Origin of the sequence: Plantactinospora solaniradicis, assembly GCF_042658085.1 — a bacterium.
Taxonomy (GTDB): domain Bacteria; phylum Actinomycetota; class Actinomycetes; order Mycobacteriales; family Micromonosporaceae; genus Plantactinospora; species Plantactinospora solaniradicis.
Map to the genome: position 1 here is coordinate 938,158 of NZ_JBHSPR010000001.1, position 12,491 is coordinate 950,648.

At 72.0% G+C, this 12,491-nt stretch carries 14 protein-coding genes; 4 read left to right on the plus strand and 10 right to left on the minus strand.

The window, feature by feature from the left end; genetic code table 11:
* Nucleotides 1–101: 101 nt before the first annotated feature.
* From ACFP2T_RS04315 to ACFP2T_RS04340, 6 genes are all read right to left on the minus strand, one after another.
* Nucleotides 102–518, minus strand: a complete 417-nt coding sequence (locus ACFP2T_RS04315; protein WP_377417449.1) for a hypothetical protein — start codon at nucleotides 516–518, stop codon at nucleotides 102–104.
* Nucleotides 518–1,786 (minus strand): DUF6973 domain-containing protein, encoded by a 1,269-nt coding sequence (locus tag ACFP2T_RS04320; protein ID WP_377417451.1) that lies wholly within the window; start codon nucleotides 1,784–1,786, stop codon nucleotides 518–520. The genes ACFP2T_RS04315 and ACFP2T_RS04320 overlap by 1 nt, the downstream gene beginning before the upstream one ends.
* Before the next feature lie 4 nt (nucleotides 1,787–1,790).
* Entirely contained in the window at nucleotides 1,791–2,105 is a 315-nt protein-coding gene (locus ACFP2T_RS04325) for a type VII secretion target (RefSeq protein WP_377417453.1), read from the minus strand.
* Nucleotides 2,106–2,180: 75 nt separating this feature from the next.
* On the minus strand, nucleotides 2,181–2,663 hold the full coding sequence (gene ispF / locus ACFP2T_RS04330) for a 2-C-methyl-D-erythritol 2,4-cyclodiphosphate synthase (protein ID WP_377417456.1): 483 nt from the start codon (nucleotides 2,661–2,663) through the stop codon (nucleotides 2,181–2,183).
* Nucleotides 2,664–2,681: 18 nt separating this feature from the next.
* A complete protein-coding gene (gene ispD / locus ACFP2T_RS04335) occupies nucleotides 2,682–3,428 on the minus strand; it encodes a 2-C-methyl-D-erythritol 4-phosphate cytidylyltransferase (protein ID WP_377417458.1) in 747 nt (248 codons plus the stop codon).
* A gap of 60 nt (nucleotides 3,429–3,488) precedes the next feature.
* Nucleotides 3,489–3,974, minus strand: coding sequence for a CarD family transcriptional regulator (locus ACFP2T_RS04340; RefSeq protein WP_192766555.1), 486 nt, complete (start codon nucleotides 3,972–3,974; stop codon nucleotides 3,489–3,491).
* Between the two features lie 329 nt (nucleotides 3,975–4,303).
* Between ACFP2T_RS04340 and ACFP2T_RS04345 the strand changes: the two genes are divergently transcribed.
* Nucleotides 4,304–5,053, plus strand: a complete 750-nt coding sequence (locus tag ACFP2T_RS04345) for a hypothetical protein (protein WP_377417460.1) — start codon at nucleotides 4,304–4,306, stop codon at nucleotides 5,051–5,053.
* A gap of 30 nt (nucleotides 5,054–5,083) precedes the next feature.
* Here ACFP2T_RS04345 and ACFP2T_RS04350 read toward each other — a convergent pair whose 3' ends face one another.
* The 4 genes from ACFP2T_RS04350 to ACFP2T_RS04365 form a co-directional block, all read right to left on the minus strand.
* Nucleotides 5,084–5,572 (minus strand): hypothetical protein, encoded by a 489-nt coding sequence (locus ACFP2T_RS04350; RefSeq protein ID WP_377417462.1) that lies wholly within the window; start codon nucleotides 5,570–5,572, stop codon nucleotides 5,084–5,086.
* Between the two features lie 48 nt (nucleotides 5,573–5,620).
* Complete coding sequence (locus tag ACFP2T_RS04355) at nucleotides 5,621–6,748, minus strand: type III polyketide synthase (protein WP_377417464.1); 1,128 nt, start codon at nucleotides 6,746–6,748, stop codon at nucleotides 5,621–5,623.
* A gap of 105 nt (nucleotides 6,749–6,853) precedes the next feature.
* Complete coding sequence (locus ACFP2T_RS04360; RefSeq protein WP_377417466.1) at nucleotides 6,854–8,023, minus strand: acyl-CoA dehydrogenase family protein; 1,170 nt, start codon at nucleotides 8,021–8,023, stop codon at nucleotides 6,854–6,856.
* 44 nt (nucleotides 8,024–8,067) lie between these two features.
* A complete protein-coding gene (locus tag ACFP2T_RS04365; RefSeq protein WP_377417468.1) occupies nucleotides 8,068–8,853 on the minus strand; it encodes a methyltransferase domain-containing protein in 786 nt (261 codons plus the stop codon).
* Between the two features lie 46 nt (nucleotides 8,854–8,899).
* Between ACFP2T_RS04365 and ACFP2T_RS04370 the strand changes: the two genes are divergently transcribed.
* The 3 genes from ACFP2T_RS04370 to radA all read left to right on the plus strand — a co-directional run bounded on the left by ACFP2T_RS04370 (nucleotide 8,900) and on the right by radA (nucleotide 12,281).
* Complete coding sequence (locus ACFP2T_RS04370) at nucleotides 8,900–9,739, plus strand: UbiA family prenyltransferase (RefSeq protein WP_377417470.1); 840 nt, start codon at nucleotides 8,900–8,902, stop codon at nucleotides 9,737–9,739.
* A gap of 248 nt (nucleotides 9,740–9,987) precedes the next feature.
* Entirely contained in the window at nucleotides 9,988–10,725 is a 738-nt protein-coding gene (locus ACFP2T_RS04375) for a hypothetical protein (RefSeq protein ID WP_377417472.1), read from the plus strand.
* Nucleotides 10,726–10,838: 113 nt separating this feature from the next.
* Complete coding sequence (radA, locus tag ACFP2T_RS04380) at nucleotides 10,839–12,281, plus strand: DNA repair protein RadA (protein ID WP_377417474.1); 1,443 nt, start codon at nucleotides 10,839–10,841, stop codon at nucleotides 12,279–12,281.
* Nucleotides 12,282–12,491 lie beyond the last annotated feature (210 nt).

Here is a 12,491-nt window from a genome sequence, read left to right on the forward strand (position 1 = left end):
TCGTCTACTGGCTCCCCCGCCGCCGACCCGACCGGCCCCACCAAGATTCTTGTTAATCCAGGGTTAGCAGCGAACCAAAACTCGCCAAGATTCCTAAGAATCTAGGCCGCTGGGGTGGTTAGGGTAAGGCCCTTTTCGACCAGTACTTCGGTGCCGGCGGGTTGTTTGCCGGGAGTGAAGACGAGTTCGGGAATGACGACGGCCTTGGTCACCTCGCCGCCCTTGGTGAACACGGCCAGGGCGCCGGTCACCATCAGCCGGCTGCCGGGCTTGATCACGGTCGTACCCACATCGCCGTTGATCTCGTCGGCGGTCGCGCCCTCGTAGTAGCAGTAGACGGCGTCCCACTCGAACGAGGTCAAGGTGCGCAGCGGTGCGGAACCGCCGCTGTTGCGCAGGTCGGCGAGCTTGGCGTCGAGGTCCTTGTCGGACTGCGGGGTCATCGTCTGGCTCTCCTTCTCACAGGCCGCCACGACGGGCAGCATCAGCAACGCCGCCAGCATCGTCCTTCTGCGCATCACGACCCGGTCTTCTTCTCGGGCTGGGGATGGCCTGGCAGGGTCTGGTCCCCGGGCTTTCCGGTGTCCTCGGTCCTGACCTGGTCGCTGTAGTCGAGTTGGCCGTCGCCACCGATGACTACCGTACGTCCCTGCTGCACGGCCTCCTGCACCTTGTCGGCCAACTCCTGAGGCGAGGTGTCCGGGTTCGCCACCGCCACCGAACGGCCGACCTCGTTGTTGTACAGGTCCATCGCCTCACGCGCGGCCGGGTTGCCCGGGAGGGTCTCGTGCGCCGACGTGAAGCGATTCGTCCAGTCCTCGCCGAACTCCTGGGTCAGGCGTGCGTTCCAGTAGGCGTGGCGGAACGCGTCATTCTGATCGTCGTTGCGGTCCGGGGAGGTGAAACGCGCGTCCGCCACCGCGAACGCCTCGTCGTGGATCTCCTGGAACTTCTTGAGCCCGAGGGCGCCGTGCTGGTCCTGCAATTCCCGCAGGATGGCCGCCTCGGACGCCGTCACCTCGCGCTGCTCCGTGAACCAACTCAGCGGCGCGCCCGGGAACATCTCCTTGTTGGGGTCGTCGGCCACCTGGTACTCGCCCATGATGGTCGCGCCGGGCCGGCGGGCGTTGGGATCCTTGCCTGCCTGGTAGATCTCCTGCCGCAGGGCCGGCACGCCGCCGATGATGGCCTGCGCATGGCTACTGTCGGCCAGGAAATCGGGTAGGCCGTTACGGGCCGACACGAGCGCCGCCACGGTCAGCCCCCGCGCCTCGGTCTCGGCCCTCTTCGCCCGCCCGTAATAGTCGCTCGCCTCGTTGAACAGCCGATCGGCCTCGGCGCGCACCTTCTCGACGTCGTCGCCCGTGCCGATCTCGCCGATCCAGTCGAACGGATTCTGCGTACCGCGCAGGTCTTCCCACTTCTTCATCGGCTCGGAGCCGGGATCTTCGATGTGCCGGATCAGGTTGCCCAACGCGCCCTCGACCCGCACACCCTCGCCGACCAGGCGCTTGGCCTCGGTCTGCGCGGCGACGTAGTCGTCGAGTGCCCCGCCGGCCTTGTCGTACCCGTTGCGGAGTGCCTCCAGGAGCATGTCGGCCTCCTTGAGACGGCGGTCCAACAGGTCCTTGCCCTCGCCGGACCACTCGGTCTTGCCCTTGACCTCCTCCAAGGTTGGCAGAGCCGAGTCGACCAGCCGCACCACTCGCTTGAAATCCTCGGCCGCGACGTCGACCAGGTGCGGCTTCATCTCCTCGATGTACCTGACCTCGTCCCGGTAGGTCATGACGTCACGCCGGCCGGTAGGTCGAATTGGTGAGGAAGGAGTCCAGCTTCTGCTGGGCACCGGCGTCGACTGCGGTGTAGTTGCCCGCCGCCACCTGGAGCTTGGTCGACAGCGCCGTCAGCAGCGCCACCACGTCTTCGTACTGGTCGTGCGCGAACCCGGCGAAGTCCCTGGTCTTGTTGGCCACCTCTTCGTGCGCCGTCGGGCTCGTCACCCGGCCCGAGAGGGTCAGCTCCGGCCGCCCGGCCTGGAGCAGGCCCGCCAGTTCGAGCAGTGTGTTCGCGCTTCCGTCCAGGGATTTCGGCCTCACATCGGTCACGGCACCCACCTCCGGCCTCGGTTAGCCCATCAGAACCGACGATAGTCAGCTACCACAACGGAAGACAGTGCATGATCAGGTGCCGGTCCGACGATGGATCAGGGCGACGGCGATCCCGGCCAGGCCCTCGCCCCGGCCGGTCAGGCCGAGCCCGTCGGTGGTCGTACCGGAGACCGTGACCGGGGCGCCGACCGCCGCCGTCAGCGCCTGCTGCGCCTCCGCGCGGCGCGGGCCGATCTTCGGGCGTACCCCGATCACCTGGATCGAGACGTTGCCGATCTCGAATCCGGCGGCCCGGACCCGGCGGGCGGTTTCGGCCAGCAGGGTCACCCCGGCGGCGCCGGCCCATTCCGGTTCGGCCACTCCGAAGTTGCTGCCGAGGTCACCGAGTGCGGCGGCGGAGAGCAGTGCGTCGCAGGCCGCGTGCGCAGCGACGTCGCCGTCGGAATGACCGGCCAACCCGTCCACCCCGGGCCAGTGCAGCCCAGCTACCCAGCAGGCCCGCCCCGACTCGAAAGCGTGTACGTCGGTGCCGACGCCGACCAGCGGAAGGATCATGTACGAGAGCGTAGGCGATCAGCCGGGCTCGGGAGCCGGGGCGACGTTCAGCGGGTGCTCGGCGTCCCGAGAGCGCGCGGCGTTCAGCAGGTGCTCGGCCAGTGCCAGGTCGAACGGGCGAGTGATCTTCAATGCGTACTCGGAACCGGGAACGCAGGCCACCCGGACGCCCTGCTTCTCGACCAGGCCGGCATCGTCGGTGAGCGGATCGACGGCGGCTGCGTGCGCCGCCGCGAGCACCGAGCGGCGGAAGCCCTGCGGGGTCTGCACCGCCCGCAGCGCGGACCGGTCGACGGTGCCGAGCACGACTCCGTCGGCCGAGACTTCCTTGATCGTGTCAACGACGGGCAGCACCGGGATCACGGCGTCCTCGCCGCCCCGGATGGCCGTGGCCACCGCCTCGACCAGTATCGCCGGGGTCAATGCCCGGGCCGCGTCGTGGACCAGGACGATCTCGGGGCCGGGTGGCACCGCGGCCAGTGCGGCGGCGACCGACTCCTGTCGGGTGGCGCCACCGGCCACCACGATCAACTCGGCGATCGGTGCGAGCAGTGCCCGGACCGCATCGGCATCACCGGGTGGCGCCGCGACGACGATGGTGTGCACCGAGGGGGCCGCCGCGATCCGCCGTACGGCGTGTACCAGCAGCGGTTCGCCGCCGATCTGGCGAAGTGCCTTGGGGCCGCCGGGGCCGAGTCGTACTCCGGCACCCGCAGCCGGAACGAGGACCGCGACGTCACCGCGCGGATTGAGCTGCGCGGTCACGTCGCGGTCCTCGGACTTTCTCCGATACGCAGGCACGGGCGGAACGTGCCAGCTTGGGGGCTATGCCTCGGTGAGCACCTTGTCGAGGAGGGATTCCGCTTCGTCCTTGGTGCTCTTTTCGGCGAGTGCGACCTCACCGACCAGGATGTCGCGGGCCTTGGCGAGCATCCGCTTTTCACCCGCCGACAGGCCCCGCTCCCGCTCCCGGCGCCAGAGGTCGCGAACAACCTCAGCCACCTTGAGTGGGTTACCAGAGGCCAGCTTTTCCAGATTTGCCTTGTAACGCCGCGACCAGTTGGTCGGCTCCTCGGTGTGCGGAGCACGGAGGACATCGAAGACCTTGCCCAGGCCCTCTTCGCCGACCACTTCGCGCACGCCCACGATCTCGGCATTCTCGGCGGGCACCCGGACCGTCAGATCACCCTGAGCGACCCTGAGGACGAGGTACTGCTTAGGCTCGCCCTTGATGACCCGAGTCTCGATTGCCTCGATGAGTGCGGCCCCGTGGTGGGGGTAAACAACGGTCTCGCCGACACTGAAAACCATAGGTTCGAAACCCCTTTCGCTGTGTCTAGGGTAACACGCTCAGGCACCGATGTCCCACCGCAGTCCTGACCGTTAGCGCAGCTCAGAGGCCCTGTGAGAGGTCTTTCTTCGGCTTGACAGGACAGGGATCCATAGATTTCGCCACGCTGCGTGACGCACGGATCACCGGCCGGCAAGTCGGATCGGAAAAATCGGATGTAGGGCGTTGCGGTCCCACCAGCATATCTCTTCGACGCGAAGCCAGCCCGCCACTGGCCATACGACCTCCGGTGGGGGAGGCTTGAGCAGAGCCCGATTCACACCTCAGGTGACCGGCCAGGGGGTGCGCTATGAGCACGTCGGCGGACGGCGAAGGTCGTCCGGACAACGGCCCGTTCGACGGCGTGCCCGACCTGCCGGCCGAGTGGGGCCGGATCGTGATCCCCGACGATCCCGCCGAACTCGCCGACGAGGCCGCGGAGGTACGCCGCGAGCTGCGGCAGCAGGCGCGCCGCGAGGACTGGCGCCGCCGCCTCGGACTGCCCTCGGCCACCACCGGCCCGTCGCCGCTGCGGATCTGCCTGCTCGTCATGTCGATCGCCCTACTGGCGACCCTGACCAGCCTCTTCGCGATCGCCTGGCCCGGCCAGCCCCGGCCAGCCCCCACCGGCCGGACGACCCCGAGCGACCCGCCGGGACGGACCCTGCCCGCCCTGGACCTGGTCGGCGAGGACGGCGGGCTGGTGCCGCTGCGCGGGCTGCTGCCGGCCGTGATCATCCTGATCGACGGCTGCACCTGCGCCGACGAACTGGAGGCCGCCGTCCGGGCCGTACCGCCCGGGGTCACCGTGGTGGCGGTCAGCGGTCGCCGGACCGTACCGAGTCCGCAGACGATGCGGCCACCCGGCGCCGGAGGCACGCCCCGCTACCTGACCGATCCGACCTCGGAGATACGGGGCTCGATCCAACTGGTACCCCGGCCGGGAACGGCCACCGCCATCCTGGTCGGCCGCAGCGGGGAGATCATCCGGACCGTACCGGCGCTGGGCTCGGTCGCGGACTACCAGGTCGACCTGGACCGCCTGACGACCGTCGGCTGATGCCGGTGCCGGTGCTTACGCCGACCCGGCTCAGGAGAGCGCGACCACCTGCAACGCGACCTCGACGTGCCGGTGGTTCAACCGCCTGGCCATGATGGTCAGGTAATCCCCGGACGCGACAACCCGGACGCTGCGGAACGGTCCCGGGCAACTGACCGACTTGGACCAGCTGTCCACCGCACCGCGTACCCGGACGTGCAGCTCCCCCTGGGTGAGGCAGACGTACTGCAAGAGGTAGCGGCCACCGGGCCGGGAGGCCATCGACCAGGTGACGAACCTGCGCTCGCCCAGGGTCGCCGTCTCCCGCCACACGGTGTCGGGGAAGCGCGGCAGGGCCGACAGGGCGATCGCGGCGCCCCGTTCGACGACCGGGTTCGCACCACCGGTCCCGGTCGCGACCTCCGAGGCACCGACCACACCCCGCGCCGGGGCGATCGGCGCGGGTGCCGACCGCGCCCACCACCAGCCGCCGATTCCGACGGCCACCACCGCCGCCATCGTCAACGCCAACCTGCGCACTCGACCGCCTCCCTCGCCGGCCCAGCGGGTGCGTCCTACGGGTACGTCCTAGTAGTCACCCCGCCCAACCTCGTCCGGCACCGGGTCACCCGCCGCCGGCACGACACCGGACCGTAGGTCCAGCAGTGCCGCGTAGAGGGTCAGCCCGGGTCCGAACGCGAGCATTACCACGGTACGGGGTGGAGCGGCGGAACGCCGGAGTCGTTCCAGAATCAGCAGGGATGTGGGAGAAGAACAGTTGCCGTACTCGTCGAGGGTCGCCCGGGACGCGGCCAGAGCCTCCGGCGGCAGGCCGAGTTCCTCCTCCACGACGTTCAGGATCCGGGGTCCACCCGGATGCACCGCCCAGCCGTCCACCTCGGAGATCCGCCGGTCGTGCCGGTCCAGCAGCGAGGTCACCAGACCGGTCACGTGCGCCGCGAGCACCTGCGGCACCTTGGGCGACAGCCCCATCCGGAAGCCGGTGTCGGTCAGCTCCCAGGTCATGTGGTCGGCCGTCGAGGTGTCGGTCACCGCGGTGACCTCCCGGACCGCGTACCCCGGTCGACGGCCGGGCGCGACCACCACGGCGACGGCGGCATCGGAGAAGAGCGCGTGCGAGACGATCTGCTGGGTGTCCACCCGGGCCGAGGACGGCTGGATGTGCAGGCTGGTCAGCTCGGCGCAGAGCAGCAGCGCCGGGCGCCCCCGGGCCGACACGAAGTCGTTCGCGGCCCCCAGGCCGGGCAGCGCGGCATAACATCCCATGTGGCCGACGAACATCCGCTGGGTGTCGGCCGCCATCCCCATGTCCCGGGCCAGCAGGATGTCCAGGCCCGGAGTCGCGTAGCCGGTACACGAGCAGACCACGAACAGGCCGATGTCCCCGGCGCGCAGGCCGGCGTCGGTCAGCGCCCGGTCGACCGCCTCCTTGCCCAGCGGCAGCGCCTCGATCTGGTAGCGGCGCATCCGGCGCTCGGTCGGCCAGTCCGAGACGTCCTCCAGCAGCGGATTGACCGCCGCGTGCCGGCGGGTGACCCCGGAGTTGGCGAAGATCCGCTGGGCGAGCGCCCGGGTGGCGCCGGAGAAGTGCTGCGCGAAGTATCCCTTCCACAGCTCGTCCTGGCTGGCGCCCGGGGGCAGCGCCACGCCCAGGCCGACGATCACACCAGACCCGATCTCCCTACGACCATTCACCTTGCCGCCCTCCGATCGCGACTGCGGACCCGCCCACGCTTGGCTCGCTCACCGAGCCCAACCTCCGAGCGTCGCTCCGGGACTCGCGAACCGGCACCGGGCGCCTCACCATCGCGGGGCCGAACCGTCCCGGTCCGGGTCGCCGCCCAGCGCGGCGATGCCGAGCCAGTCGGCACAGACGTCCGAGGTGGCCGGATGCAGGGATCCGCAGCGGGCATCCCGGTAGAGCCGCTCCAGCGGATGCCCGCGCCGGGTCGCGGAGGTGCCGGCCGCCTCCACCATCGACGCCGCCACCTCGGCCGCGGTCGTCCCGGCCAGCAGCTTGGCCCGCCACACCCAGCGGTTCGTCTCGGCGTCCCCCGGCGCCTCGTCGACCCGGCGCGCCGCCTCGGTCACCGCCAACTGGGCGGCGGCGGTCGCGGCGTCGGCCCGACCCACCCGGGCCCGGACCGCCGGCAGGCCGTCCAGCCCCCGCGCGGTCAGGTGCTCCACCGCGGCGTCGACCGCCGCGCGGGCCACCCCGACGTACACCGCCGCGTAGCTGGCCACCAGCCAGTGCGGCATGAGCTGGGCGACCACCAGGGCCAGCCCCTCCACCCCGCCGAGCAGCCGGTCGGCCGGCACCGTCACGTCCAGGTGCAGGTCGTGCGAGGCGGTGGCCCGCATGCCGAGCGAGTCCCAGGTCGGCTCGACGTGCAGGCCGTCCCGGGCGGCCGGCACCAGGAACTGGGAGACGACCGATCCGTCGGCGGCACTGCGCGCGGCCACCAGGTAGGCGTCGGCGTGGCCCGCCCCGGAGCAGAACGTCTTCGCCCCCTTGATGTGGTACCCGCCGTCCACCGCCTCGTACGTGGTGGTCAGCTTGGACAGCCGGGACCCGGCCCCGCGCTCGCTCATCGCCACGCCGTACCAGGCACCGGCGGCCGCCTCGGCGAGCAGCCGGTCCCGGGCGGCCAGCGCCTCGTCGGGTACGCCCAGCGCCTCGGCCAGTTCCTCGGTCAGCGCACCCAGCGCGCCGGTCACCGAGGCGTGCATGTTGAAGACCAGCGCCGTCGCGCCGTTGCCCCGGGCGAGTTCGCTGGCGACCCCGGCGTACCCGGCGAAGCTGGCACCCAGGCCACCGAGTGCCGGCGGGACCATCAGGCCGAAGAGCCCGGCGGCCCGCAGGTCGGCGAAGTCCTCGACCGGAAAGCTGCCGTCCCGGTCGTGTCCGGCCGCCCGGGCGGCCAGTCTCGGCGCCAACCGACGCGCCGCTGCGAGGGCGTCCACTGTCATCCGTGTCCCTTTCCGCACCGGCCGAGCCGGCGCTGCCGCTCGCGCTACCGCTCCTTGGTCCCCCACCCCTGGTAGAGCACCGCCGCCGACCAGGTCGGCACGATCCGTGGCGTGTACCGTCCGGGCTCCGGCCGGGAGCGCCGGACGGCACGACCGACCAGCCACCGCGCCACCGACCAGCTCCCGGGCCGTACGCCCCTGATCCGCAGGTGGATCCCGTGCCGGGCGCACTCCCGGACCAGGGCCCGCGAGTCGACGAACAGACGCGGATCATGGATCCCCCGGGGCACCCCGGGCAGCCGCTCGGCCACCCGGACCGCCAGCAGCCGGCTCAGCGCGGTGGCGTTGAGGGTGTCCAGCACCAGCGTGCCGCCGGGCCGGAGGACCCGGCCCGCCTCGGCCACCACTGCCGGCCAGTCCGGGACGTGTTCGAGCACCTCGCCGGCGGCCACCACGTCGGCACAGTGGTCCGCCAGCGGCACGGCGGCGGCGTCCGCGTTGATCGGCTGGACGCCGTGCGCGGCTGCCTGCCGGAGCGCGGAGCGGACCAGGTCGACCCCGACGTGCCGATAGCCCTTGCCGGCGACCCGGGGAGCGAGCAGGCCGGCGCCACAGCCGAGATCGACCAGGGTCGCGCCCGGACCGGCGGCCGGCGGCACCAGCGCCGCCCGCGCCTCGGCCAGCCAGTGCAGCATCGCGAAGGCGCCGTCCGGATCCCACCACTCGTCGGCCAGGTCGTCGTACTGGCGTGGATCGTTGCGCGGCAGGGTCCGGACCGGGACCCCGGACGCCCGGCGTCCCGTCCCCTGCCCGGCCTCCTCGTACCGCATGCGGTCGAGCCTGGCACGACCGAGCGGTAACAACCAGACTTCCCATATGTCGCATGTGGTGTTAGGGCTGGTCCGGGCCAGCCACCCGGAGCCGGCGGTCGCGGTGACCACGGTGTCCGCCCTGCTCGCCTGGGGTATCGGGCATCCACCCGCCGGGATCGTGGCGGTGGCCCTCACCGTGCTGGCCAGCCAGCTCGCGATCGGCTGGGTCAACGACTGTCTGGACGCCGACCGGGACACCGCGGTCGGCCGGCGGGACAAGCCGGTGGCGAGCGGCATGATCAGTGGACGCACGGTGGGGCTGGCCGGCGCGGTGGCCGCCGTCCTGACCCCGCTGCCCGCGCTCGCCCTCAATCCGACCGCCGCCGTCTGGGCCACCGTCGCCCTGGTCTCCGCGCTGCTCTACAACTGGCCGCTGAAGTCCACCCCGGTGTCGGTGCTGCCGTACGCCGTGTCGTTCGGGACGCTGCCGGCCTTCGTCGTACTCGCGTTGCCCGGCGCCCCGACCCCACCGGCCTGGCTGGTCGCCGCCGGCGCCCTGCTCGGCGCCGGGGCGCACTTCGCGAACGTGCTGCCGGACCTGGCCGACGACGAACGGACCGGGGTCCGGGGGCTGCCGCACCGGCTGGGACCGACCGGGTCCCGGGTGGCCGCCGCCGGACTGCTCCTGGCGGCCACCGCCACGCTCGTCCTCGGGCCGCCCGGGCCGCCGTCCTGGGCCGGGCTGACCGCGATCGCGGTCGCCGCCGTGGTGCCGCCGGCCGGCTGGTACGCGAGCCGGGCCGCCGCCGCCCGGGGCGACCGCCCGGTGGCCGTCTTCCGGGCCGTCATGCTGGTCGCGCTGATCGACGTCGTGCTGCTGGTGGCGAGCGGTCGGGTGGTCTGACCCGGGCGGTCGGGCGCTCCGGGCGGGGCGGTCGCGTCGTCCGGGCCGGCCGGTCGGGACGGGGTGGGCGGCCGGGACGGGACGGGGGCGGGAACAGGGTTGGAACCGGGCCGGGATACCGGGTCGGCGTACGGGAGGCGATCACCGCCCACTACCCTGGAGCCCGTTGGGCCCGGGTACGACCACCGTGCCCGTTCCGCCGAGCCGGGGATCGCGACGGCGACCGGATTCGCAACGAGGAGGACCAGGTGACGCGCTCGATCAGGGGGGCCCGGCGAGCTGCGGCGATGCTGACCGCTACGGCAGCCGCCACCACCCTGCTGCTGTCCGGATGCGGCGCGGGTCAGATCGCGGAGACCGCCGCGAAGGTGCCCACCAGCGTCGGCGCCAACGCGCAGTCGCCCGACAACACCTTCAAGGTCCGCAACCTGTCGATCGACTACCTGAGCGTCGAGGGCTACCGGGCCGGCGAGAACGCGGCGCTCAATGTCGCCCTCTACAACGACTCCGGCCAGCCCGTGACGGTCACGATCGTCCCCGACGGCGCTCGTGCCGTCGTGCTCACCGGGCCCTCGGCCGCTCCCACGCCGGGCGGTACGGTCTCGCCCAGTCCGTCAGCGGCGACCACCTCCGGTAGTCCGTCCCCCGCGACGACCTCCGGCAGCCCCGAGCCGGGCGGTTCGGCCTCGGCGACGCCGTCCGAGGGGGCGGCGGCCAGCCCGACTCCGACCCCGACCCCGACCCAGGAGGCCGCGGCCGAGATCCGGATTCCTGCCGGCGGGTTCGTCGTCCTGAACAAGACCGTCGGGAGCTGGCTCCAACTGGCCGGGCTGACCGAGGCGCTGCCCCCGGGCGGGTCGGTTCCGCTGACGTTCGACTTCGGCGGCACCAAGGTGCAGGTCAATGCACCCGTCGCGGTGCCGCTGACCCCGGCGCCCACCGGTGCCCCGGTCGTCGAGGAGAACGAAGAGGGCCACGGCGGCTGAGCGACCCCGGAGCGCGGTCGGTTCCCGGACCACAAGGTCGCGCTTTGGCATACCGGCGAGGATGGCGCGCGATCGGTACCGGTTTCGTCATACGAATTGGATAGCGTGCTGAGGTGAACAGCCGAGCCACGCCACGCCCAGCCGCCGGGCGCACCCGGGCCGCGGCCCGCGAGCCCCGGCCCGCCTACGAGTGCGACGCCTGTGGCCACCAGCCGCCCAAGTGGGTCGGGCGCTGTCCGGAGTGCGGCGAGTGGGGTGCCGTCGTCGAGTCGACGCTGACCGGTCCCACCGTCTCCGGCCGGGTGGTGAGTTCCCGGGCACCGGCCGAGCCGGCCCGGCCCATCGCCACGATCAGCGCGGCGCCGGCCCGAGCCGTCCCCACCGGGGTGCCCGAGCTGGACCGGGTGCTCGGCGGCGGACTGGTGCCCGGCGCGGTGGTCCTGCTCGCCGGTGAGCCGGGGGTCGGCAAGTCGACCCTGCTGCTGGACGTGGCCCAGCAGTGGGCGGCCGGAGCCGGCAGCCCGTCGCTGGTGGTCAGCGGCGAGGAGTCGGTGAGCCAGGTCCGGCTCAGGGCCGAGCGGATGGGCACGCTGCACGACCAGCTCTACCTGGCCGCCGAGAACGACCTCGGCGCCGTCCTCGGGCACCTGGACGCGGTCAAGCCGGGCCTGCTGGTGCTGGACTCCGTACAGACGATCTCCACCCCCGGCTCCGAGGGGGTGCCCGGCGGGGTGACCCAGGTCCGGGCGGTCACCGCCGCCCTGGTCTCGATCGCCAAGGAGCGGGGCGTCGCGACCGTGCTGGTCGGGCACGTGACCAAGGACGGCCAGGTAGCCGGCCCGAGGGTGCTGGAGCATCTGGTCGACGTGGTGCTGCACTTCGAGGGCGACAAGCACTCCTCGCTGCGGATGGTCCGGGGCGTCAAGAACCGGTTCGGCACGGCCGACGAGGTCGGCTGCTTCGAGATGCACGAGGGCGGGATCAGCAGCCTGGCCGACCCGTCCGGGCTGTTCCTGACCCGGTCCACCGAGCCGGTCCCGGGGACCTGCGTGACGGTGGCCATGGAGGGCCGGCGGGCACTGGTCACCGAGGTGCAGGCGCTGATCGGCGCCACGGTCGCCGGCTCGCCCCGCCGGACCGTCTCCGGCCTGGACAGCGCCCGCCTGGCGATGGTGCTCGCGGTGCTGCAACGCCGGACCGAGCGGCTGACCCTGCACGACCGGGAGGTCTTCGCCGCCACCGTCGGCGGGATCCGGGTGGTCGAGCCGGCCGCCGATCTCGCGGTCGCGCTCGCCGTCGCGTCCGGCGGCCTGAACCTGGCCATCGCACCGAATCTGGTGGCGATCGGCGAGGTGGGGCTGACCGGTGAGGTACGCCGGGTGGCCGCCGTACCCCGACGGCTGGCCGAGGCGGCCCGACTCGGCTTCCGGTTCGCTCTGGTACCCGCCGGTTGTGGGCCGACGGCGAGCGGGGCGGGTCCGGAGAACATGCGGGTGATGGAAGTCACCGACGTGCGATCGGCGCTACAGTCCGTGGCGCGGATATCGGCTGAGTAACCATACGGTCACGGAGCTGCGGCACGCCGCGCCGTGTCATGCTTACGGCCGTTGCTACCCGGGGTCCGACGGGAACCGCCATGACTGACAAGGCTTGTCATTCAGGTGCAAACTGGACACTTCGCAGCCGGTTCCGAAACGGTACCGACGGCGCATCGATGGGAGGAAACAGGCACAGTGGCACGTCTTAGTAACCGCGGCAGCACCCAA

Excerpts from the sequence above, each read along its gene's own strand:
- ispF (WP_377417456.1), bottom strand. The coding sequence starts at position 2,663 with ATGATCCTTCCGCTGGTCGGCGTCGGCACCGACGTACACGCTTTCGAG.
- ACFP2T_RS04360 (WP_377417466.1), bottom strand. The coding sequence starts at position 8,023 with ATGACAGTGGACGCCCTCGCAGCGGCGCGTCGGTTGGCGCCGAGACTG.
- ACFP2T_RS04320 (WP_377417451.1), bottom strand. The coding sequence starts at position 1,786 with ATGACCTACCGGGACGAGGTCAGGTACATCGAGGAGATGAAGCCGCAC.
- ACFP2T_RS04315 (WP_377417449.1), bottom strand. The coding sequence starts at position 518 with ATGCGCAGAAGGACGATGCTGGCGGCGTTGCTGATGCTGCCCGTCGTG.
- ACFP2T_RS04370 (WP_377417470.1), top strand. The coding sequence starts at position 8,900 with ATGTCGCATGTGGTGTTAGGGCTGGTCCGGGCCAGCCACCCGGAGCCG.
- ACFP2T_RS04365 (WP_377417468.1), bottom strand. The coding sequence starts at position 8,853 with ATGCGGTACGAGGAGGCCGGGCAGGGGACGGGACGCCGGGCGTCCGGG.
- ACFP2T_RS04345 (WP_377417460.1), top strand. The coding sequence starts at position 4,304 with ATGAGCACGTCGGCGGACGGCGAAGGTCGTCCGGACAACGGCCCGTTC.
- ACFP2T_RS04340 (WP_192766555.1), bottom strand. The coding sequence starts at position 3,974 with ATGGTTTTCAGTGTCGGCGAGACCGTTGTTTACCCCCACCACGGGGCC.